The sequence below is a fragment of the Pandoraea apista genome, from assembly GCF_001465595.2.
GTDB lineage: Bacteria > Pseudomonadota > Gammaproteobacteria > Burkholderiales > Burkholderiaceae > Pandoraea > Pandoraea apista.
Window position 1 is genome coordinate 5,036,102 of the sequence record NZ_CP013481.2, and the last position, 22,310, is coordinate 5,058,411.

The following is a 22,310-nucleotide window of genomic DNA, read 5'->3' on the forward strand; positions in this document are numbered from 1 at the left end:
TCGATCGAATCGCGCTGTCACAGCGCCCTCGCGAGCGTGCCTATGGATATCGATCATGCTGCGGCGCTCACGCGCCTCACGCGGTACTTCGAGACCCTTACCCGCCTGAGCCTCTCGAACCTGGGCGAGTTTTACACGCCCAACGTCTATCTCAAGACACCGCTACATGAGGTGCGCAGCGCAGCCGAAGTCGCCAACCTGCTCACCCATCTGTTCGAACGCGTCGACGCACCGCGCTTCGAAATCACCGCTACGCTGCTGCAACACAATCAGGCGATGCTTGTCTGGAATCTTCATTTCCATACCAAACGATGGCTCGAAGACGAACAGATCATCCACGGGGCATCGCACCTGCGCCTGGCTGTCGACGGGCGAGTCACCTACCAGCGCGACTATTGGGACGCCACTGAAGACGTCTATGCGAAGCTACCTCTCGTTGGACGCTTATTGCGTTGGTTGCAACAACGTCTGTTCCGCTGACACGCCTGCAACGGACCGCCCGCCACAAAGGGCAGTTTTCTTCAATACGCAGTACGCGCCGCGGCCTACATTCGGAACCTCGTTTCATACGCGTCTCTTGCATTGAGGTTTCCGATGACACTTTTCTATTCGATGGCCGCGTTCGCGCTGGCCGCGTCGATCACGCCCGGACCGGTCAACGTTGTAGCCCTGGGCTCGGGTGCACGCTATGGACTCGTACCCAGCCTGCGTCACGTCACGGGCGCGACGGCAGGTTTCGTCGTGCTGCTCGTCGCGGTCGGCTTCGGGGTGTACGAGTTGCTGCAACGCATGCCCGTTCTGATGCACGCGATTCAGTGGTTCGGCGTGGCGTTCCTCCTCTATATGGCGTACAAGCTGGCGATCGACGACGGTGAACTCGGCGAGGCCGACGCACAACGCGGTCCGACGATGTCACACGGCGCGGTCATGCAATGGCTCAACCCGAAAGCCTGGCTTGCGGCATTGGCCGGAATGGGCGCGTACACGGCGGGAGACCCCGCACGCATCTGGCAATTCGCAGCGATCTACTTCGTGGTCTGCTGGCTGTCGGTGGGATGCTGGGCGGCGGCGGGCGCGATGCTGCGGCATCACATGCGCGACGCCCGGCGCGTGCGGCGTCTGAATCGGGTGATGGCGGCGTTGCTGGCCGGAAGTGCGGTGTATCTGGTGGCGGCGACGTAATCGGCGAAGCGGTGCAACGCGGCGCGACGCCGCACCGGCGGCCGCCGTATTAGGCCGCGCGCGGTTCCCGGTAGTGTCCGGGCGTGACGGCAAGAAGCTGTTTGAAGGTGCGCTGGAAATGCGCCTGATCGGCAAAACCCGCATCGAGCGCGACTTCCGCGATGGCATGCCCGCGGCGCAATCGCCCACGCGCGTACTGAATTCGCTGATTCATCAGGAAGGCGTGCGGTGTCAGGCCGTACTGCGCGCGAAAGGCCCGCGTGAGATACGACGCCGACAGGCCCGCCGCCTCACAAATCTGTGCCAGCGTCAGGGCTTCGCAGCAGTGTGCGCGAATAAAATCGGCGGCTTCGCGCAGCTTGTGCGAGTCGTCGCGCATCGGCCGTGGCGCCGGGTTCAGACGTTCGTGAGCATCGATGAAGAACTGCTGCACAACGCTCTCGCGCTCGAGCCGGTCGCGCGACACGTCGGTGCAAACGTCATAGAGCCGGTTCAGTCCCTCGTACAACACCGGATCGGTCGACGACATCGGATCGAACAGATGCAGGTCGGGGCCGTGTCCGAAGCCCAGCTCGCGCTGCAAATCCCGTAACCACGCCGTGTCGACGAACAACATGCGATACGCCCAGGCCTCGTCGCCAATCGGGTTGCAGGCGTGCACCGCGTCGGGGTTCATCACCACGACACTGCCGCGCCCGACGGTCTCTCGCGCTCGTCCGTTCACGTAGGTACTCCGCCCGCCGGTCACCGCGCCGATGGAAAACGTTTCGTGGCTGTGCAACGCGTAGCATACGCGGCGGCCGTCGAGCACTTCGCGCGCTTCGATGAACGGCAGGGCCGGATCGCGCCAGAACGTAGACGGGTAAGGACAGGCGACAGTGGATTTCGACATAAGCGTGTGATTTCGTGACGGCGACCGGGGCATTTCGTTGGCGTCATGCCGCCGGCTTGCCGGTGTCGGCCATGGCGACGGACGAGTCTGTGGACAGCGGGGAATTCGCCGACTGTTCGACGCCGCCCACCGCACCGGCTTCGACATCGTCGAGTGGACTGGTGCCGTCTGCCTCGGCCACGAGCCATGCGGCGATCGCGTCGCGTTGCGCGTAGGCGTCGGCCTCTCCCAGCGCGATGAGTTCCTGAGTGTACGACGACTCGAACAGCAGATAGCTGGCGAACGCCGCACCGCGCGCTTCGTCGGCGCCAATCGCGCCAAGCATGGTGCGCACGGCACGTGGCAACTGGTGCAGGTGACGCGCGGCAATCGGTTCGATGCGTTGGCTCGGCGAGATGACCAGCGTTTCGATGGGCCGCCAGCCGCTCGACTCCCGATGCGCCTCTGGCACATGCCGCAGTACATTGTTAATGTGCTGAAGACGCTCCAGGTCTGCCGACAGGCCATCGATGAATACGCTCGCAAGGGCTTGTCCGCCGATCTGCGCGAGGCTCGGATAGCCGCCGATGCGCTCGCCACTGCTGTCAAGCCCGTATTGTCCGTGCGACGCACCGATGATCAGGATGCGGGTCGCCCCCAGATGAATCGGCGGACTCAGCGGAGCGATCTGGCGCATCGACCCATCCCCGAAATATTCGGGTTGGCCGTCGAGATCGAGTTCGATGGCAGGAAAGAGAAACGGGATCGCGCTCGACGCCAGCAAGTGTTCGACGCTCAACGGCACCGCACGCGCCAGTCGCAGCGAACGCTTCCACGGCTGAATCGGTTCCGCGCTCTGGTAGAAGGTCACGTGTTTGCCCGACGAGTACGACAGCGCCGTGACGGACAGCGCCGCGAGCGCCCCCGAGGCGAACACTTCCGGCAACCGGTCGAGACGAATTGCCATGCGCAACATGTCGGCGAGCGGCGACCAGTCGAACAGCGAGCGCGGAGCACGTCGCAGCGCCCAGCCGAGCGAAAGCGCAGCCAGCCAACGCGCACCGGTGGCGGCCACGCCCAGAGAGTCGGCCCGGAATACCTGCCCGGCGTGGAACTGACGCCACACGGCATCGAGCTTGATGACACCGTGCTGGAAATCATCCGCATTCGAGGCGAGCGCCGCCGCGTTGATCGCCCCGGCCGACGTGCCGCAGACAATCGGAAACGGGATCGCGCGCCGCGACGGCAAGACTTCTCGCTGAATCGCGGCGATTGCCGCGAGCACGCCCACCTGATACGCGGCGCGTGCACCGCCGCCCATCAGGACGAGACCGGTACGTTCACCTGAAATCATGGGGGCCTCCTCCCGACTTTGCTGTCGTTGCGCTTGCCGTGCGAGCGGCATCCGTTATGCCATCGCGGTGGTCCTCGCCGAGCGTCGGCGCGCCACACGTCACCGGCCCGACGGCGTTACCACTTCCAGGCAGCCTGCTTTCCCGGGGCCTTGCCTGCGCCCGGCGCCGGCGTCTCGGTGGCGCTCTTGGCCCCCTTGGAGGCCGTCTTCGACGGTGTCTTCGCCGAGGTCTTCGCTGACGTCTTTGCCGCTGCCGACTTTGCCGGTGTCTTTTGGGTGGCCGGTGTTTTTCTGGCAGGAGTCTTTCCCGCCGTCTTCGCCGTGCCGGCGGTACGTTTGGCCGCGGCGCCCGCTTTGCCCGGCGCCTTGCCAGAGGGCTTCGCCGCCCCCGATCCCGCCGGTTTCCCGGCCTGCGGGGCATGCGCAGCCTTGGCCGCTGCCTCGGACATTTGCGCTGTGGCCGCTTCCGTCATTTGCGCGGCCGACATGCCGGCCGCCTGCGCGGCGGCGGCGATCTGATCGAACTGCGCGCGCATCGCGTTGAACCATAGCGACGGGTCGAGCGCGCCATAGGCGTTGCCCGCCTGAGCGAACGGCGACGACGCGTCGCCGCCCTCCGGCGGGGTTTCCCCGGCATTAGCCGCCGCTTCGGGCTCGGGCTCCGCTTCGGGTTCCGGCTCGGGTTCGGGTGCGCGTGCCTGCGACTCGACGTCCTGTGCCGGTTCCGTTGACGCGAACGGGGATCGCCAGAAGTTGGCGGCGCCCGCCTGTCCGAATGGCGGCGTGAATGCCCCACCGCTCTGCGGCGCACTCGTCGCGCCTGCATCGTCGCCGCTCGCAGCGCCAAAGCTGCCGGAGCCGAACGCCCGCAGCGTCGCGTAGGTGGCGCGTTGCACTTCGAACGCCTGAATGGTCGAGCGCAGCACGTTCAGATTGAGCGTGAGCCATTGCTCCACCGCGCGCATCTCGGCGATGCGGTTCTCGATTTCATCGGGATCGAGCAACGGCGCGGCACTCTGCATCAACTGCGTGAGCGGCGAGGTGAATGTCGCTGGGGGGCTGAACGCTTCCCACATCTTCTTGAGAATGTCGAAGCCGTTGGGCATGGCACTCGTCGAATCGCTCATTACAGTCTCCAGTCTCGGTCGGGGACGGATGGCCTGCGGGCCGGTCCCGGCAAGCCCCGCGCAGCGGGCGTATGGGTATCGATCATACGCCGAGCGTGCGCCAGTGGTGTGTCAGAACGGTGCGTCGCCGCCGTAGTCCGGCGCACGGCGCTCGCGCAGCGACGCGATGCCCTCGCGCACGTCCGGCCCGGCAAAGCCCATGAATTCGAGCGCGAGCGAGGCATCGAACGACGGTCCCGCGCTGCGCAGCCAGTTGTTGAGGGCGTACTTGGTCCAGCGAATGGCCGTGGTCGACCCTCGCGCGAGCTTGTCCGCCACTTCGAAGGCCTTGGGCAGCAGGTCCGCTTCGTCGACGGTGAGCGACACCAGTCCGATGCGCTCGGCCTCCTCGCCCGACACGGGCTCGCACAGCAGCAGGTAGTACTTCGCCTTGGCCATGCCGCACAGCAACGGCCACACGATGGCCGCATGGTCGCCCGCGGCTACGCCCAGTCGCGTGTGACCGTCGATGATGCGTGCATTCTTCGCGGCAATGGAGATGTCCGCGAGTAACCCCGCGACCAGCCCGGCCCCCACGGCCGGCCCGTGCATCGCAGAGACGATCGGCTTGCTGCAATTGATCACGTTGTAGACGAGATCGCGCGCTTCGCGCCAGACGCGCGCGCGCACCGCGAAATCGTCAGCCATGTCTTCCACGAGCGACAGATCGCCACCGCCGGAAAAGCCTTTGCCTTCCCCGCGAATAACGACCGCACGGGTCTCGGTGTCGCGATCGATATCGCGCCACACGTCGGCCAGTTCGCGATGCATCTGGTGATCGGCCGTGGACAAGCCGCTCTTGTTCGCGCCGGCCCCCATGATGAGTTCGAGTACACCGTTCGGATGCCGTTTGAACTGTAGCGACTGGTAGTGTTGATACGGGTCTTGCGACATGACTTACCGCTCCAAAAAAATATCCCCGCACAAGCGGGGATTGGGAAACAGCGGCACCGGCCGAAGCCAGCGCCGCCGACGGTCAACAGGGCGATGTGAGCGACGTCGGGTGCTTCACATCGATCGTTCTTTTATCGGCGGCGTGCGCCGCCGTCACGCGGCCATTACGGCGCGAGCAACCATTTGCCATTCTCGATCTTCACCATCACGCGCGCGCGCTGATCGAGGCCAAGGTGATCGGTCGGGCTCATGTTGATCACGCCGTTCGATACGTGGACTTCCTTGCTGGTCTCCAACGCATCGCGCAACGCCTTGCGGAATTCCGGCGTACCCGGTTTTGCCGTCTTCAACGCAATCGGAATGGCGCGCTGAAGCAGAATACCGGCGTCCCAGGCGTACGAACCGAACGCCGCCACGGTGCCGGCGCCGTATTTGGCTTCGTATTTCTTGATGTAGTCGAGCGCAACCGTCTTGGCCGGATGGTCGTTGGGCAGTTGCGACGCCACGAGAACCGGGCTCGCCGGCAGGTACGTGTTGTTGCAATCCTTGCCGCACACACGCAGGAAGTCGTTGTTACCCACGCCGTGGTTGTGATACACGAGGCCCTTGAAGCCCCGCTCGGCCAACGCCTTCGGCGGCAGCGCAGCAGGCGTGCCGGCCGCACCCACGACGACGGCGTCCGGATTGGTCGCCATGATCTTCAGGATCTGGCCCGTCACACTCGGGTCGGTACGCGCGAAGCGCTCGTTGGCCACCATCTTGATTTTGTGCAGACCCGCGAATTTGGCAACTTCTTCGTAGAAGGCCTCGCCCAACGCATCGCCCTGACCGATGAACGCCATCGTCTTCACGCCATGACGGCTGGCATGCTCTGCAATAGCCGAGGCCATCTGCGCATCGGTCTGCGGGGTCTTGAACATCCAATACCGCTTGGCATCGACCGGCTCGATGATGCGGGCCGACGAGGCAAGCGAGATAGTCGGGGTTGTGCCGCTGGCAATCACGTCAAGCATCGCCAACGTGTTCGGCGTGATCGACGAACCAATGATGGCGTCGACATGGTTCTCGGAAATCAGCTTTTTGGTGTTCTGAACAGCCGTCGTGGTGTCAGACGCATCGTCGAGCACGATGTAGTCAACCTTCTGCCCACCAATCTCCGTCGGCAGCATGGTGACCGTATTGCGCGCGGGAATGCCAAGCGAGGCAGCCGGGCCGGTAAGCGAAATGCTCACGCCGATCTTGACCTGAGCAACTGCGCCGCCAGCCAATGCCAGCAACATCGCACCCAGCAGGGCAGTGCGCACGGGGTTTCGCATGGAAAATCTCCTGGTCTGGCCTGCGCTGTTTTTTTAACGCAGACACCCCTGGAGGGGTACCTCGCGCCGCGCCGGCGAAAGTTAGCGCCAACTCGCTCTCCCGACAGGAGTGCGAACCGACTCAAGGAGACAAAGAATAGCGGAGCCGGAATTCCTCGCCATATCCGGGTTCACCCTATTCGGGTGTTCCTCCGCTTCTAACCGCCTGCTTTTTTGGGGCTTCGGCGACTTCCTCAACACCGCCCTCCAGACGGACCGGGGCCCCTTTCCGCCTCTCAGACATAAACCCAACTCGCTGCAGAAAGGGGCCCCGGTCCGTCTCCCTGTTTTTCTGTCTGCCTTCTTTCTGTCTGGCTTTTTTCCTTTGCGCGCTGCGCTTGCGACAGTTCGTCCCCCTTACTCCTCCTTCGGGGAAACCGCCTGGTCGATCGCGCCAAAGATCGACTTGCCCTGTGCATCGAACATCTCGATCCTTACCCGATCCCCATAACGCATGAACGCCGTCTCCGGGGCACCCTTCTCCAGAGTCTCCAACATGCGCTTCTCCGCAATGCAGGCACTGCCACGACTACGGTCCTTGTTCGAGATCGTGCCCGAACCCACGATCGTCCCCGCCCGCACGTTACGCGTCTTGCACACGTGCGCCACAAGCTGGCCGAAGTCGAACACCATGTCCTCGCCACACTCCGGCGCACCGAACTTCTTGTCGTTCCACTTCACCGTGAGCGGTCGGTGCACCCGGCCTCCATGCCACGCATCGCCCAACTCGTCCGGCGTGACCGCCACCGGCGAAAAACTGCTCGCCGGCTTGCTCTGGAAAAAGCCGAAACCCTTGGCCAGTTCGGCAGGTATCAGGTTGCGCAAACTCACGTCGTTGACCAACATCAGCAAGCGAACGCCTTCGAGCGCTCGCGCCGGACTCGCCCCCATCGGCACGTCCGTCGTGACTACCGCAACCTCGGCCTCGAAGTCGATGCCGTAGTCCTCGGAAGCGCAAACGATATCGTCGGTGGGCCCGATGAAATCGTCGCTTCCCCCCTGATACATCAGCGGATCGGTCCAGAATTCGGGCGGCATTTCCGCGCCGCGCGCCTTTCGCACCAGCTCTACATGGTTCACGTAGGCCGAGCCGTCTGCCCATTGGTACGCTCGCGGCAACGGCGCCATGCACTCTGCCGGGTCGAACGCGAACGAATTGCGCGCACGATGATGGTTGAGTTCGGTATATAGCGTCTGGAGCTGGGGCGCGTAGAACGTCCAGTCGTCAAGCACGCGTTGCAGCGTGGGAGCAATGGCGTCGGCAATGCAGGCGATGGACAGGTCGCGCGACACAACGATCAACTGACCGTCGCGGGTGCCGTCCTTTCGGGTAGCAAGTTTCATGTGATGGAGTCTGCGAGCCGTCTCAGGCCCGATAGAATGGCGCGTGAAGCCAAAGATTCTACCCGAGGGTCTCGGCCCGGCAACGCCGCGACGACAAAGACGGAGACACATGACTGTGCCTGAGCAAGACAACAAGATCGAGAACGACGAGAACACGGCCGCCCCCGACGAGGAGAAGACCCGATCGGGCATCCAGTCGATCGAGGTGGGCTTCCGGCTCATCGAGGTGCTGACGGAAGCATCGAACGCGATGATGCTGCGCGACCTCGCACACGCGGCCGGCATGAACCCCGCCAAAGCGCACCGGTATCTCGTGAGCTTTCAAAGACTCGGCCTCATCGTGCAAGATCCGGTGAGCGGACGCTACGATCTCGGCCCGTTCACACTGCGCATGGGCCTCGCGCACCTCGCCCGCATCGACGCCTTCAAGGCCGCCCGCTTCGCGCTGTCCGAGTTGCGCGACGCCATCGACCAGACCGTGGGCCTCGCCGTCTGGGGCAATCAGGGGCCAACGGTCGTGCATTGGCTGGATTCGACGTTTCCAATGCGCGTGCCCTTACGGCTGGGCGACGTGATGCCCATGCTGGAATCGGCCGCCGGACGCCTGTTCGCCGCCTATCTGCCCGAACGCCAGACAGCACCACTCATCAACGCCGCCCTCGCAGCCTTGCAACACGCGTCGCGCCATCACCTGCCCGCCACGCGCGCCCAGTACGACGCCGTGCTCGACGACGTGCGTGCGCACCGGGCGGCGCGCGTGGAAGGCACGGTGCTGCCGTCGGTCAATGCGTTCTGCATGCCGGTGTTCGATGCTACGGGCCAACTGGTGATGGGCCTCATGGCGTTAGGTCCGGAAAGCCGGTTCGACGCCAGTTGGGGCGGCCCGATCGACACCGCCCTGCGCACCCTCGCCCAGCAACTCTCGGCCGATCTCGGTCACTCGCACGCCCCGGGCGCCAAGCCTTGACTGGCGGGGCTGCCAGGCACGGACATGACACGGCGGGGGAGGCGTTGCGGTGTCATGAACGGCCCTTCGCACGATCTGTCGAACCGACATTCATCGCAATGTGCGATCCTGATGCCCTGACGTTCCGGCCTATCGATTCCCGTGTTTTCGCGCGCCCCTCGCCCATCTCGTACTGCTCGCCAAACAGCGCCTAACGTGCCCCCGGCTCTCAACGATTCCACCGACGCTGTTTCGACACCCCCCGGCCCAACGCCACCGGTCTCGCGCCGTGGCTGGGTCGTATGGGTGAGCGTGCTCGTCACGGTGTTCGTCGCGCATGTGCTGATCGCGTTGTGGGTCGCCAGTCACCGCACTACACTCGACGAGACGCCGATCCCCGAAATTCCGATCACGCTGATCCCCCTTAAACCGGTCGCGCCACCCGCGCCCCCGGCTCCGCCCGTGCCCAAACCGGCGGTGAAGCAAAGTCCGCGCAAACCGGTCGCGCCCTCACGGCCCGACACGCTCGCAGCCCCCGCCACGGCCGACACCCCGGGGCCACAAGCCGCCTCGGAAACCGTTGCCGGTGACGGAAATACGCCGGGCGCCCCGGCCAGTCAGGCGCAGGCGGCCCCCCCGGCAGGGCCGCCGCTGACAGCCGCCGCCGCCAATGGCGACAAATTCGACCCGCCGCCATCTGTCACGCTAACTTACGACGCCCTGATGAACGGCGTGCGCAACCAGACCGGCGAGATGCAGTGGGTAAACGAAAATGGCCATTACCGCTTGCGTGTGGCCGTGCCGATCATCTTTCTCGGCACCTTCGAATTCATCAGCGAAGGCGGTTTCGACGTGAATGGCATTGCGCCATCCCGTTATGTGGAAAAACGCGGGCGTCGGGCCGAATACATCACGGACTTCCATCGGGATGCCCCCCCAACCCTCACGTTCACGCGCTCAGGCCAGTCGTTGCCACTGGCCCCCGGCGCGCAAGACCGGTTCAGCGTGATGATGCAACTCGCAAGCTACGCGCGAGGGAATCCGGAACGCTATACGCAAGTAGGGGTGACCCACGAGTTCACGGTCGTCGACACGGACAGCAGCGAGGTCTGGCCGGTGCAGTACGTTGGCGTGGAGACGCTGCGCACCCCTCATGGTTACGTAGAGACTCGCCATTTCACGCGATTGCCTCGCAAGGCCGGAGACGAACGGCGTGTCGATATCTGGCTCGCGCCGTCGCTCGACTGGCTGCCTGTGCGGGTGAAGCAGACCGAGCCTTCGGGCAACGAGTTCGAGTTGATCTTCTCGCAGAAATCCGCCCCATGAGCCGCCGTCGCGACGAGAAATCGATTCGTTAGATTGTCGAGCGATGTAGCGTTCATGCGGGACTTCGGGAAAGTGTTGCCCCACTACTACGATTCGCTCAGCACAAGTCGAAGGTTCCTGACATAATCAGAATCATCCCACTGCATCGACGCCACAACGTTAGCAGACGCAACGCCCGAGATGGGGGAGGCCGCTCACCATGAAGGTCAGTGCCAACGGTGCATCGATTCATTACGCAGTGGACGGCCACGGTCCGTGGCTGACACTGGCGCATCCGTTGGGTGCGGATCTCACGGTATGGGACGATCTCGTACCCGATCTGGCTGCGCACTTCCGGGTGCTGCGCTACGACAGTCGCGGTCATGGCGGCAGCGACGTTCCGCGTGGCCCGTACACCATCGGGCAGTTGGCGGCCGACGCGACCGCCCTGCTCAGTTCGCTGGAAATCCCGAGAACGCACTTCGTCGGCATTTCGATGGGCGGTGCTGTCGCGCAGCAAGTGGCGCTCGACGCTCCCGAGCGCATCGCCAGCCTTGCGCTGATCGACACCACCGGTGGCTACGACCACGCCGATGCGAAGGTATTTCTCGAACGCGCCGCCTATGCGCGCGAGCATGGGATGAAGACACTTGCCAACGGCACGCTGGAACGCTGGCTCGGCGAACGCTTCCGCAAACGCCACCCGGAAAAGGCCGAGCGCATTCGGGCACTCGTGGCACGCGCGCACCCGGAAGGCTTCGCCGCTTCGTGCGAAGCGTTGGCTGCGTTCGATCTGCGCCCACGCTTGGCGGAGATCGAAGCGCCCACACTGGTACTCGTCGGGGAAAACGACCCCTCGACCCCGCCAGCCGTGGCTCGCCGTCTGGCCAGCGGCATTGCGGGCGCCCGGCTGGAAATCGTGCCGGACGCCGCACATCTGTCGATCGTCGAGCAGAAACAGTTCGTAACCAATGCCGTTGCAACATTTTTGCAAGGAGCCGCCTCTAACGTCTGAACCCTGCAATCTGCGGGACCTGAAAACGGGACCTTTGACAAGGAGGGCAAAAAACCATTGAATTCGTCAGCCGGTGTGCCGATAAGCGAATCATGGGGCAGTGCCTCTTGAAATCGCGCCGCGTCGCCCCTATGTGGGTTATCAAGGACCATGCAGGAACACCAGGAGAGTTGCCATGCTCATGATTTACAACAGCCCAAACTACTGTGTCGTTGAGTTTTCCGCCGATAACGGCAATCACGCGCTGTCTGCCGGTGGCTATGAAATCGTGGACAAAACCGCTGGCCGCGAGATTTTCCTCGACGGCACGCTTGCCCGGCAATTCCGTGAAGAAGTACAGAAGCTGATCGCTTCCGAGCCCTCCGAGGACGAAGTCGACGAATTTCTCGGTCAGTTCGATAACTTCATGACGAATCCGGTCGTGCTCCACTGATACAAACACCGTACGCGGTGCCGCCACACGAAAAACCCTCGTCGTCGCGAGGGTTTTTTCATGAGGCACGGGCCTGACGCAATGTCAGGCTTTGACTTCCCGCCCGACGCCCGGACCTGACTGTCGTCCGTCGTGTGCCGTTCTCAGCACTGCTCCCACGGCAGCCCATCGAAGCGCCAGCCGTTGACGGCGTTGCGGTGATGGACCGCGTCCAGATCGCCCTCGAAGCCGTGCAACACCCCGTAGACATTGCGAAAGCCCGCCGCCTCGAGGGCTTCACCGGCGGCCGCACTGCGATTGCCGCTGCGGCAGATCAACAGCACCGGGCGCTCGCCGCCCGCCCCGGCGAGCTTGCGCACGCTCGGCACGAAGTGGGGATTGATTTCCCAGTCCGGGCCGTCGTTCCAGGCCACATGGATCGCCCCGGCCGGGTGGCCCACAAACAGGTATTCCATCTCGCTTCGGCAGTCGACGAACAGCGCGTTGGCGTTGGCTTGCAGAAACTGATGTGCGGCGCTCGGGAGCAGGAATTCCATATCTTCGGAAAAGAGGTTGAAAACAAGGCGGCTGAGGCTTCGCTTCTCAGCACCCGGTGCGGCCCGGCGGGCAACGGCGCGCGGGCGACAGGCACGAAAACCATTACAATTATAGGTTTTCCGGCTACTCCAAGGCGACGTCCGTCATGACCACCGCAACCGCTTCCGCCGCCAATGCCCAAACGGGGACCGCACCGGCCACGGCTCAGGCCCCTGTGCAGACCCGCTATACGCGCGGTCAGGCGCTGCCTGCGCTGCTTGAATCCCGCATTCTGATTCTGGACGGCGCCATGGGGACGATGATCCAGCAGTACAAGCTGGACGAAGCACAGTACCGCGGTACGCGCTTCGCGGACTTCGCACACGACGTCAAGGGCAACAACGAGTTGCTCTCGCTCACTCGCCCCGACGTTATCGGCGAAATCCACCGCAAATACCTCGCGGCGGGTGCCGATATCATCGAGACGAATACGTTCGGGGCGACGACGATCGCGCAGAGCGACTATCACATGGAAGCGCTGGCCGACGAGATGAACCGCGAGTCGGCACGACTGGCGCGAGACGCCTGCGAGGCGTTCAGCACGCCCGAGAAGCCGCGCTTCGCCGCCGGCGCCATCGGCCCGACGCCCAAGACGGCAAGCATCAGCCCGGATGTGAACGACCCGGGCGCACGCAACGTCGACTTCGACCAACTGCGCGACGCCTATTACGCACAAGCCAAATCGCTGCTCGAAGGCGGGGTCGATCTGTTTCTCGTCGAAACGATCTTCGATACGCTCAACGCCAAGGCCGCCCTCTTCGCCATCGACGAGCTGTTCGAAGATACCGGCGAAGTGCTGCCGATCATGATTTCGGGCACCGTCACCGACGCCTCCGGCCGCATTCTGTCCGGCCAGACGGTCGAGGCGTTCTGGAATTCGCTGCGTCACGCACGTCCGCTCACGTTCGGTCTGAACTGCGCGCTCGGTGCAACGCTGATGCGTCCGTATATCGCCGAACTGGCCAAGCTGTGCAACACGTATGTGTCGGTCTACCCGAACGCCGGTCTGCCCAACCCGATGAGCGATACCGGCTTCGACGAAACGCCTGACGTGACCTCGGGCCTGCTCAAAGAGTTTGCCCAGGCCGGCCTCGTGAATCTCGCCGGCGGTTGCTGCGGCACGACCCCCGAACACATTGCCGAAATCGCGAAAGCGCTGGCCAACGTGAAGCCGCGCCGCTGGCCCTCGCAGTACCGCAATGCCGGTGGCGACAGCGCACTCGACGCCTCGCTCGACCAATAACGCGGCGACCGCAGCACGAAGCCAACCAGAGACTGATTGCAGACGCCCGGCGCACCGCCAACGCCCCCACGCGATCGCCACGACAGGCGCGCCAACCACTGAACGGATTGCCCCATGAGCCAAACGCCCTTCCCAACGCCTGTTGAACCAGTGCCGCCGATGCGCCTGTCCGGCCTCGAGCCCTTCAACATTGGCGAGGGTACGCTCTTCGTGAACGTCGGCGAGCGCACCAACGTCACGGGCTCGAAAGCGTTCGCCCGCATGATCCTGAACGGCCAGTTCGACGAAGCGCTCGCGGTTGCCCGCCAGCAGGTCGAAAACGGCGCGCAGGTCATCGACATCAACATGGACGAGGCCATGCTCGACTCCAAGGCGGCGATGGTGCGCTTCATGAACCTGATCGCCTCCGAGCCGGACATCGCACGCGTGCCGATCATGATCGACTCGTCGAAGTGGGAAGTGATCGAGGCCGGGCTGAAGTGTGTCCAGGGCAAGGCCATCGTCAACTCGATCTCGCTCAAGGAGGGCAAGGAAGCGTTCGTGCATCACGCCAAGCGCATTCGCCGCTATGGCGCCGCCGCCGTGGTCATGGCCTTCGACGAACAAGGGCAGGCCGACACGTACGCGCGCAAGACCGAGATCTGCGAGCGCAGCTACCGCGTGCTGGTCGACGAGGTGGGTTTCCCGCCCGAGGACATCATCTTCGATCCGAACATCTTCGCAGTCGCCACCGGCATCGAAGAGCACAACAACTACGCGGTCGACTTCATCAACGCCACGCGCTGGATCAAGCAACACCTGCCCGGCGCGAAGATCAGCGGCGGCGTGTCGAACGTCTCGTTCTCGTTCCGTGGCAACGACCTCGTGCGCGAAGCGATTCACACCGTGTTCCTGTACCACGCGATTCAGGCGGGCATGGACATGGGCATTGTCAACGCCGGCCAGCTCGGCGTGTACGAGAACCTCGATCCCGAGTTGCGTGAGCGCGTCGAAGACGTGGTGCTCAACCGCCGCGAGGACAGCACCGAACGTCTGCTGGAGATCGCCGACCGCTTCAAGGGCGGCGCGCAAAAGCGCGAAGAGAATCTGGAATGGCGCAATCAGCCGGTCGAAGCGCGTCTCGCGCATGCGCTGGTGCATGGCATCACCACGTTCATCGTGGAAGACACCGAGGAAGTGCGTCAGAAGATTCACGACGCGGGCGGCCGTCCGATTCAGGTGATCGAAGGCCCGCTCATGGACGGCATGAATGTCGTGGGCGATCTGTTCGGCGCAGGCAAGATGTTCCTGCCGCAGGTCGTGAAGAGCGCGCGCGTGATGAAGCAGGCCGTAGCGCATCTGGTGCCCTACATCGAGGAAGAAAAGGCGCGCATGGCCGCAGCCGGCGAAGATGTTCGCTCGAAGGGCAAGATCGTGATCGCCACGGTCAAGGGCGATGTGCACGACATCGGCAAGAACATCGTGACCGTGGTGCTTCAGTGCAATAACTTCGAAGTCGTCAATATGGGCGTGATGGTGCCGTGCGCCGAGATCCTCGCCAAGGCGAAGGAAGAAGGCGCGGACATCATCGGCCTGTCGGGCCTCATTACGCCGAGTCTCGAAGAGATGGCGTACGTGGCCTCGGAAATGCAGCGCGACGAGTACTTCCGCCTGCGCAACATTCCGCTGCTGATCGGCGGCGCCACGACCTCGCGCGTGCATACCGCCGTGAAGATCGCGCCGCACTACGATGGCCCTGTGATCTACGTACCCGACGCGTCGCGCTCGGTGTCGGTCGCCTCGAACCTTCTCTCCGACGATGCCGCCGAGCGCTACCTCGCCGAGGTCAAAACGGATTACGAGCGCGTGCGTCAGCAGCATGCGAACCGCAAGGCCACGCCGATGGTCTCGCTCGCGGCCGCCCGTGAGAACAAGTTCAAGGTCGATTGGTCGACCTACGTGCCGCCCAAGCCGAAGTTCATCGGCCGCCGCGTGTTCAAGAATTACGATCTGGCCGAATTGGCGGAGTTCATCGACTGGGGCCCGTTCTTCCAGACGTGGGACCTCGCAGGCCCCTACCCCGCGATTCTGACCGACGAGATCGTCGGCGAGTCGGCCCAGCGTGTCTTCGCCGACGGCCGGGCCATGCTCGATCGCCTGATCAAGGGGCGCTGGCTGACCGCCAACGGCGTGATCGCGATGCTGCCCGCCAATGTGGTCGGCGACGACGACATCGAGATCTATACCGACGAATCGCGTTCGGAAGTGGCCTTTACGTGGCATAACCTGCGCCAGCAAAGCGAGCGTCCGGTCGTAGACGGTGTTCGCCGCCCGAACCGCTCGCTGGCCGACTTCATCGCCCCCAAGGACAGTGGCGTTGCCGACTATATCGGCGTGTTCGCGGTCACGGCAGGGCTTGGCGTCGACGCCAAGGAAGCCAGTTTCCTGGCAACGCACGACGATTACAGCGCGATCATGCTCAAAGCGCTGGCCGACCGTCTGGCCGAGGCGTTCGCCGAATGCATGCACGCGCGCGTGCGCCGCGACTTCTGGGGCTACGCCAGCGACGAGCAGTTGGATAACGACGCCCTCATCAAGGAAGCGTACGTCGGCATTCGCCCGGCACCGGGCTATCCGGCCTGCCCGGAGCACTCCGTCAAAGGTCCGATGTTCAAGTACCTGCAAGCCCACGAGATCAACATGAGCGTGACGGAATCGCTCGCCATGCTCCCTGCGGCAAGCGTCTCGGGCTTCTATCTGTCGCATCCGGACAGCACGTACTTCAGTGTCGGCAAGATCGGTCCCGATCAGGTCGAAGACTTCATGGAGCGTGCCAACGTGGACGAGGCGACCGCACGGCGTCTGCTCGCACCGCAACTGTCTTAGGAACCCGCTGTAAACGCGATCCGGCGCCCGGCATGACTACCGCGCGCCGGATCGGGATGCCATAATCGCGGCGGCGCACCGGCGCGGCAATGGCAGCAATTCGACGGGCGGCGGGGCAGACACCTCGACGTCTGACGTCTCCGGTGTCATGTGCCTGTCGCAACCGAAGCGTAGTGTCCCGCCCGACCGGGCTGATCCGATCGATTTGATCGATCCGACAGATCCAACCGATTGAATTGCCGGCCTCCGGCCCGCAGCCATTTGCCGGTTGGCTCACTTCGAGACGTTCCATGCACGCACTGCAAAGCATCCAGAATTTTCAGCTCCTCCCGCTGCTGAACACGGCGGTCTCGCTGTTCGTCGCGTTCGTGCTCGGCACGATCATCGGCGTGGAGCGGCAAGTCCGCCAACGCACGGCCGGCCTGCGAACCAACGTGCTCGTGGCCGTGGGCGCGGCCGCGTTCGTCGACCTGTCGATGCGACTCATGCCCGGCGATACCCGCGTGATTGCCTATGTGGTGTCGGGCGTCGGCTTCCTCGGCGCGGGCGCGATCATGAAGGACGGCGCTTCGGTGCGTGGCCTGAATACTGCCGCCACGCTCTGGGGCTCGGCCGCCGTGGGCGCTGCCGCCGGGGCCAGCCTGATCGTCGAAGCCTGTGTCGTGGCCGCGTTCGTGCTGGCCGCCAATACGTTGCTGCGCCCTATCGTGAATCGCATCAACCGCGCCCCGATCAACGAAGCCACGTCCGAGGCGACTTACGCGCTGTCCGTCATCTGTGCCCGCACTACGCAGCGCGACGTGCTCGACAAGGTAGAGGCCTGGCTCGAGGCGTCGAACTATCCGGTGCGCGCGCTCGACATTCATCCCTTCGGCGAAGCGGAAGTCGAAATCGAAGCGCTGCTGCTGCCCACAGCGGTCAAGGCGGGGGAACTCGACGCGCTCACCGATCATCTCGAAATGCTGCCCGGCGTCAATCAGGTGTTCTGGTCAAGCCGTTCGGATGACTAAGTAAAAAGCTGAATTACAAACGATTACAAAGCCTTACAGCACCGCACGCTTCGGCTTCTTAGACTGGAATCTCACTAACGCAAGTGATGCCTGCACGACAGACGTTCCTTCGATGTGCAGCGCAAAGCAAAGGAGTCCATCTGATGAAGAAGCTGATTATTTCTGTTGCTGCCCTGACCCTCGCCGGTGCCTCGGCACTGAGTTTCGCCCAAGGTTCGGCTGGTGGCGGTGCGGCAGGCCCGGGCGGCGGCACGACGACTGACCCGTCGACCCCAATGCCCAGTCAGGCGTCGCCGGACTCGCGCCAAACACCGACGCCGGGTGCTCAGACGATGACGCCGTCGGACCCGCACCCGAACGCGAAGGCGCAGAAGCCGCGTCACAGCACGAAGAAGACGCCGAACAACGGCAATACGGGTAACGGCGCCACGAATGCCCCGGATAACGCACCGGGCAAGGCGCAATAAGGAAGCACCGCCAGGAAGCACCGTCGCCCGGCGCAGCGCTACCGGGAAGTGATACCGCAAAATGATGCGCGACGACACCGGTACCGTCGCTGCCTTCGGGCTGGCGGCAACGCGCCAGGCGCCAGGGAAGCAACCCGCCATGGTTCACGGCCTTAACCGTTCTGGCATCACGGTAAAGGCTTGGCCGAAATCCTCGCCCGGGAGCGGCTCGTTTCCTTCGGACACAAAAAAAGCAGGCTCGCGATTTTCGGCCTGCTTTTTCATTGCCTGCGTCCGGCAATCGAGGAGCCCTCTACGGGCAGCCGTCACGCAGTGTTCAACGCTTGTCCACTTCCCACATCACGGCCACGTTTTCCTTGCGGGACTCACGCAGCATGTCGAGCAGCGGATAGGCACGTTGTGCCAGACGCAGACGATCGTGCTCGTCGCGTTCATCGGACTTTTTCCCTTCGCTTTCCTTCTTCGCGGCGGCGTTATCCTCCGCGATGGCGGCCTCGAGCTTGGCGATCGCCTCACCCATTTCGTCTTCGCCGATCGCTCCGCGCTCTCCGAGCTTCTTGCCGACCAATCCGAGCAGAAACTGCGCGAGATTCTCCAGCATGGTGATCGTGGGCGAGGCGTGCGACTTGAACGTTACCAGCATGGTTGTCTCCCTATTCGCGTTATCACCACCGCCGCCCCGGACTTGTTACGCAACGAGGGGGACCGGCGGGTACCGTGACTTTATGATACACCTGTTAAAATCCGGTGCTGACGATTCAATTGCCTGTCCGGACACGTCCGGACGCACCCGAAACACCCGCCAATGCTACCCGCCCAAAAGAATGCTCTCGTCGCACTGATCGGCGACGTCGTCGCCGGTTTGATACCCGCAGACGCCACCGCGCCCGTCATCCTGCTCGAACGCCCGAAAGTCGCCGCTCACGGCGATCTGGCCTGTAACGTGGCAATGCAACTCGCCAAGCCGCTGCGCGCCAACCCGCGCGAGCTGGCCCAGAAGATTGCCGACGCCATTCTCGCCGACAGCCGCGCGACGGGTCTCGTCGACGCCGTCGAGATCGCCGGTCCCGGCTTCATCAACCTGCGACTGGCCAACGCCGCCAAGCAGTCGGTCGCCCGCGCGATCCTGACCGAGGGCGCCGCCTTCGGCCGCCGCGCCGCCAGCAACGAAGCCGCCCCGGTGCTCGTCGAATTCGTCTCGGCCAATCCGACCGGCCCGCTGCACGTGGGCCACGGGCGTCAGGCTGCGCTCGGCGACACGATCTCGGCGCTGCTCGGCACGCAAGGCCGTCCGGTGCACCGCGAGTTCTACTACAACGATGCCGGTGTGCAGATCCAGACGCTCGCAACCTCGGTGCAGGCACGCGCACGCGGCTTCAAGCCGGGTGACGCCGAGTGGCCGGAATCGGCTTACAACGGCGACTACATCGGCGACATCGCGCAGGACTTCCTCGCCGGCAAAACCGTGCAGGCGTCCGACGGTGCGCCGGTTACCGGCAGCGGCGACATCGAAGACATCGACTCGATCCGCGCGTTCGCGGTCGCCTACCTGCGCCGCGAACAGGACATCGATCTGCAAACGTTCGGCGTGATCTTCGACCAGTACTACCTCGAGTCGTCGCTCTACGCCGACGGCAGTGTCGAGCGTACGGTACAGGCACTGATCGACGCTGGCGTCACGTACGAACAGGAAGGCGCGCTGTGGCTGCGCACCACCGACTACGGCGACGACAAGGATCGCGTGATGCGCAAGTCCGACGGCACGTACACCTACTTCGTGCCAGACGTGGCGTATCACACACGCAAGTGGGATCGCGGCTTCCATCAGGTCATTAATGTGCAAGGCTCCGATCACCACGGCACCATCGCCCGTGTGCGCGCCGGTCTTCAGGCGCTGGGCATCGGCATTCCGAAGGGTTATCCCGACTACGTGCTGCACAAGATGGTTACCGTCATGCGCAACGGCGAAGAGGTGAAGATCTCGAAGCGCGCCGGCAGCTACGTGACCGTGCGCGATCTGATCGAATGGTCGGGCGGCATTACCGCGGAAACGCCGGTAACGGACCCCACCGAACGTGAAGACGCCCTGCGCCGTGGCCGCGACGCCGTGCGTTTCTTCTTAATTTCGCGCAAGGCCGACACCGAATTCGTGTTCGACGTGGATCTCGCGCTCAAGCAGAACGACGAGAACCCGGTGTATTACGTCCAGTATGCGCACGCTCGCATCTGCTCGATCCTCACGCAGTGGGGCGGCGACGAAGCCCAATTGGTCAACGCCGAACTCGCGCCGCTCGACAGCGAACGCGCACTCGCGCTGCTCCAGTTGCTCGCCGAGTATCCGGACATGCTCACGCGCGCCGCCGAGGAACTGGCACCGCATGCGGTGGCCTTCTATCTGCGGGATCTGGCGGGAGCCTTCCACTCCTTCTATAACGCCGATCGCGTGCTGGTCGATGACGAAACCGTCAAGCACGCGCGTCTGGCGCTGCTGGCGGCAACGCGTCAGGTGCTGCGCAACGGCCTTGCCGTGCTGGGTGTATCGGCCCCGGCCAAGATGTGAGCCCGGCAACGTCTGTTCACGCCAATTACCCAACCATTCCGAACGGCAACCGCATCGGAACTCTGTAAGGACGGAATCGACTCGATGGCAAACACACGTCGACCACCCCGCCAGCGGGGCGGTACTTTTCTGGGCATCGTGCTCGGCCTGATCGTTGGGCTGGCCGTTGCCGTCGTCGTTGCGCTCTACATCACGAAGACGCCCACCCCGTTCGTCGAAAAGACACCGCCGCGCCCGGCCGAGAACTCGCCGGCCGCGCAAACGCCCGATCCGAACAAGTCGCTGCAACCGCGCACACCGCTGCCGGGCGCAGCATCGGGGCCTGCCGCGCCGGACACGGCGTCGCAGGCCGTGACCTCGCCGCTCGTGCCGGGTACAACGGTCACGCCGGCCGAGCCCGCGACGGCCTCTGCCCCGACCGCACCGGCCACGCAACCCGGTCACACGAAGCCGTCGCCGGCCGACATCCTCAACGGAAAGTCGACGGTTCCGGTCGCCCCGCCGACGACCCCGCCCGCCAGCGCCACGGATAACGCCAACACGGGTTACTACCTGCAGGTCGGTGCGTTCAAGTCGCAAACGGATGCCGAACAACTGCGCGCCAAGCTGGCCCTCTCGGGCTTCGAGGCGAAGGTCACGCAGCGCGATGCAAATGGTCTGACGCTTTACCGCGTGCGCCTCGGCCCGTACGGCAAGCTCGACGAGATGAACCATGTGCGTCAGCGCCTGCAAGATGGCGGGTACGACACGGCGGTCATTCGCTTTACCAAGCAATAACGGCAAAGGGCGTTGCGCCGACAGGTGCAGCGCCCTTTGTTTCTCCTCCCGAAACACGCCTCGCTCGCGAGCAGAAACGCGGAAAAGAACGCATCATTCGGGAGGATCCGGCATGGCCGGGCCGTTGAACCCGGCGGCACATCGCCGGTCATACGCACTGGCTAATCTGCCTGAATTCGGGATATGGTTTCGCGGGAGCGCCGCTCAATCGATGGCTGGCGCGTCTGCCTCACTCCTAAACAACGATCATGAAAAAACTTCTTGGTGCCGTTCTGATTTCCTTCGGTTTCCTCTCCGGTGCGGCCTCAGCGTCGCCCGAAGCACCGGTCGCGGGGACCGACTATCTGGTGTTGCCGCAGGCACAGCCCACATCGGCTGGCGCGGGCAAGATCGAAGTGACCGAGTTCTTCTGGTACGGATGCCCGCACTGCAATGCGCTCGAGCCGTCGCTCGAAGCCTGGGTGAAGAAGCAAGGTAAGGATGTCGTGTTCAAGCGTGTGCCGGTCGCCTTCCAGGACCGCTTTGAGCCGCACACGCGCATGTTCTACGCGCTGAGCGCCCTTGGCCGCGAAGGCGACCTCACGCCGAAGGTCTTCAACGAGATCCACGTCAAGCACAACTACCTGCTCACGGCACAGACGCAAGCCGACTTCCTCGCGCAGTTCGGTATCGACAAGCAGAAGTACATGGACGCGTATAACGGCTTCTCGACCCAGGCCAACGTGAAGACGGCCAACAAAACATGGCAGGACTACAAGATCGACGGCGTGCCGACGATCGCGATCCAGGGCAAGTATCTGGTGTCGCCGGCCACCTCGGGCGACGCACTGCAAAAGGCCGGCAAGCCGGCTACGACCGAACAGCAGACGTTCGACGCAGCGCTCAAGACGGCCGACTCGATCATCAACCAGATCCGCGCGAAGAAGCTATAAGCTCCGCGTCTTACA

21 protein-coding genes are annotated in these 22,310 nt (G+C 63.8%); 13 read left to right on the forward strand and 8 right to left on the reverse strand.

The annotated features are described in order from the left end of the window. Positions 1–42: 42 nt before the first annotated feature. Both AT395_RS22775 and AT395_RS22780 read left to right on the forward strand, forming a co-directional pair. Entirely contained in the window at positions 43–480 is a 438-nt protein-coding gene (locus AT395_RS22775) for a nuclear transport factor 2 family protein (protein ID WP_042114192.1), read from the forward strand. Between the two features lie 114 nt (positions 481–594). Then, on the forward strand, positions 595–1,182 hold the full coding sequence (locus AT395_RS22780; protein ID WP_042114190.1) for a LysE family translocator: 588 nt from the start codon (positions 595–597) through the stop codon (positions 1,180–1,182). A 49-nt stretch (positions 1,183–1,231) separates the two neighbouring features. Here AT395_RS22780 and AT395_RS22785 read toward each other — a convergent pair whose 3' ends face one another. The 6 genes from AT395_RS22785 to AT395_RS22810 all read right to left on the reverse strand — a co-directional run bounded on the left by AT395_RS22785 (position 1,232) and on the right by AT395_RS22810 (position 8,166). After that, a complete protein-coding gene (locus AT395_RS22785) occupies positions 1,232–2,074 on the reverse strand; it encodes an AraC family transcriptional regulator (protein WP_048628570.1) in 843 nt (280 codons plus the stop codon). A 43-nt stretch (positions 2,075–2,117) separates the two neighbouring features. Continuing rightward, positions 2,118–3,407 carry a patatin-like phospholipase family protein gene (locus AT395_RS22790; protein WP_042114184.1) on the reverse strand — a complete coding sequence of 430 codons (1,290 nt, stop codon included), beginning with the start codon at positions 3,405–3,407 and terminating at the stop codon, positions 2,118–2,120. A gap of 116 nt (positions 3,408–3,523) precedes the next feature. Beyond that, positions 3,524–4,534: a PhaM family polyhydroxyalkanoate granule multifunctional regulatory protein gene (locus tag AT395_RS22795; protein ID WP_042114183.1), complete on the reverse strand. Its 1,011-nt coding sequence runs from the start codon at positions 4,532–4,534 to the stop codon at positions 3,524–3,526. Between the two features lie 111 nt (positions 4,535–4,645). After that, positions 4,646–5,467, reverse strand: a complete 822-nt coding sequence (locus tag AT395_RS22800; RefSeq protein WP_042114182.1) for an enoyl-CoA hydratase/isomerase family protein — start codon at positions 5,465–5,467, stop codon at positions 4,646–4,648. A gap of 164 nt (positions 5,468–5,631) precedes the next feature. Beyond that, positions 5,632–6,783 carry an ABC transporter substrate-binding protein gene (locus AT395_RS22805; RefSeq protein ID WP_042114180.1) on the reverse strand — a complete coding sequence of 384 codons (1,152 nt, stop codon included), beginning with the start codon at positions 6,781–6,783 and terminating at the stop codon, positions 5,632–5,634. Between the two features lie 396 nt (positions 6,784–7,179). Then, complete coding sequence (locus tag AT395_RS22810) at positions 7,180–8,166, reverse strand: fumarylacetoacetate hydrolase family protein (protein WP_042114179.1); 987 nt, start codon at positions 8,164–8,166, stop codon at positions 7,180–7,182. A 109-nt stretch (positions 8,167–8,275) separates the two neighbouring features. Between AT395_RS22810 and AT395_RS22815 the strand changes: the two genes are divergently transcribed. The 4 genes from AT395_RS22815 to AT395_RS22830 all read left to right on the forward strand — a co-directional run bounded on the left by AT395_RS22815 (position 8,276) and on the right by AT395_RS22830 (position 11,865). Continuing rightward, positions 8,276–9,133: an IclR family transcriptional regulator gene (locus AT395_RS22815; RefSeq protein ID WP_042114178.1), complete on the forward strand. Its 858-nt coding sequence runs from the start codon at positions 8,276–8,278 to the stop codon at positions 9,131–9,133. Between the two features lie 195 nt (positions 9,134–9,328). Next, positions 9,329–10,438 (forward strand): DUF3108 domain-containing protein, encoded by a 1,110-nt coding sequence (locus AT395_RS22820; RefSeq protein ID WP_167370750.1) that lies wholly within the window; start codon positions 9,329–9,331, stop codon positions 10,436–10,438. Between the two features lie 199 nt (positions 10,439–10,637). Further along, the gene (locus AT395_RS22825) at positions 10,638–11,432 is read left to right on the forward strand and encodes an alpha/beta fold hydrolase (protein ID WP_042114177.1); all 795 of its coding nucleotides are present in this window, start codon (positions 10,638–10,640) and stop codon (positions 11,430–11,432) included. A gap of 175 nt (positions 11,433–11,607) precedes the next feature. Further along, positions 11,608–11,865 (forward strand): BTH_I0359 family protein, encoded by a 258-nt coding sequence (locus AT395_RS22830; RefSeq protein ID WP_039365357.1) that lies wholly within the window; start codon positions 11,608–11,610, stop codon positions 11,863–11,865. 143 nt (positions 11,866–12,008) lie between these two features. Here the strand turns inward: AT395_RS22830 and AT395_RS22835 are convergent, their stop codons facing one another. Then, positions 12,009–12,401, reverse strand: coding sequence for a rhodanese-like domain-containing protein (locus AT395_RS22835; RefSeq protein ID WP_042114175.1), 393 nt, complete (start codon positions 12,399–12,401; stop codon positions 12,009–12,011). A 146-nt stretch (positions 12,402–12,547) separates the two neighbouring features. Here AT395_RS22835 and AT395_RS22840 point away from each other — a divergent pair, with 146 nt between their 5' ends. From AT395_RS22840 to AT395_RS22855, 4 genes are all read left to right on the forward strand, one after another. Further along, positions 12,548–13,684: a homocysteine S-methyltransferase family protein gene (locus AT395_RS22840; RefSeq protein WP_042114174.1), complete on the forward strand. Its 1,137-nt coding sequence runs from the start codon at positions 12,548–12,550 to the stop codon at positions 13,682–13,684. A gap of 159 nt (positions 13,685–13,843) precedes the next feature. Then, positions 13,844–16,549 (forward strand): methionine synthase, encoded by a 2,706-nt coding sequence (gene metH, locus AT395_RS22845; RefSeq protein ID WP_072632903.1) that lies wholly within the window; start codon positions 13,844–13,846, stop codon positions 16,547–16,549. Positions 16,550–16,848: 299 nt separating this feature from the next. Next, a complete protein-coding gene (locus AT395_RS22850) occupies positions 16,849–17,559 on the forward strand; it encodes an MgtC/SapB family protein (RefSeq protein ID WP_042117760.1) in 711 nt (236 codons plus the stop codon). 143 nt (positions 17,560–17,702) lie between these two features. Beyond that, positions 17,703–18,026, forward strand: a complete 324-nt coding sequence (locus AT395_RS22855; RefSeq protein ID WP_042114173.1) for a hypothetical protein — start codon at positions 17,703–17,705, stop codon at positions 18,024–18,026. Between the two features lie 316 nt (positions 18,027–18,342). Here AT395_RS22855 and AT395_RS22860 read toward each other — a convergent pair whose 3' ends face one another. Beyond that, positions 18,343–18,669 carry a DUF1840 domain-containing protein gene (locus AT395_RS22860; protein ID WP_042114172.1) on the reverse strand — a complete coding sequence of 109 codons (327 nt, stop codon included), beginning with the start codon at positions 18,667–18,669 and terminating at the stop codon, positions 18,343–18,345. Between the two features lie 162 nt (positions 18,670–18,831). Here AT395_RS22860 and argS point away from each other — a divergent pair, with 162 nt between their 5' ends. The 3 genes from argS to AT395_RS22875 all read left to right on the forward strand — a co-directional run bounded on the left by argS (position 18,832) and on the right by AT395_RS22875 (position 22,295). Beyond that, positions 18,832–20,586 carry an arginine--tRNA ligase gene (gene argS / locus AT395_RS22865; RefSeq protein WP_048628567.1) on the forward strand — a complete coding sequence of 585 codons (1,755 nt, stop codon included), beginning with the start codon at positions 18,832–18,834 and terminating at the stop codon, positions 20,584–20,586. 84 nt (positions 20,587–20,670) lie between these two features. After that, the gene (locus AT395_RS22870) at positions 20,671–21,363 is read left to right on the forward strand and encodes an SPOR domain-containing protein (protein WP_042114168.1); all 693 of its coding nucleotides are present in this window, start codon (positions 20,671–20,673) and stop codon (positions 21,361–21,363) included. A 248-nt stretch (positions 21,364–21,611) separates the two neighbouring features. Beyond that, positions 21,612–22,295 carry a thiol:disulfide interchange protein DsbA/DsbL gene (locus AT395_RS22875; protein ID WP_042114166.1) on the forward strand — a complete coding sequence of 228 codons (684 nt, stop codon included), beginning with the start codon at positions 21,612–21,614 and terminating at the stop codon, positions 22,293–22,295. The last annotated feature ends 15 nt before the right edge of the window (positions 22,296–22,310 follow it).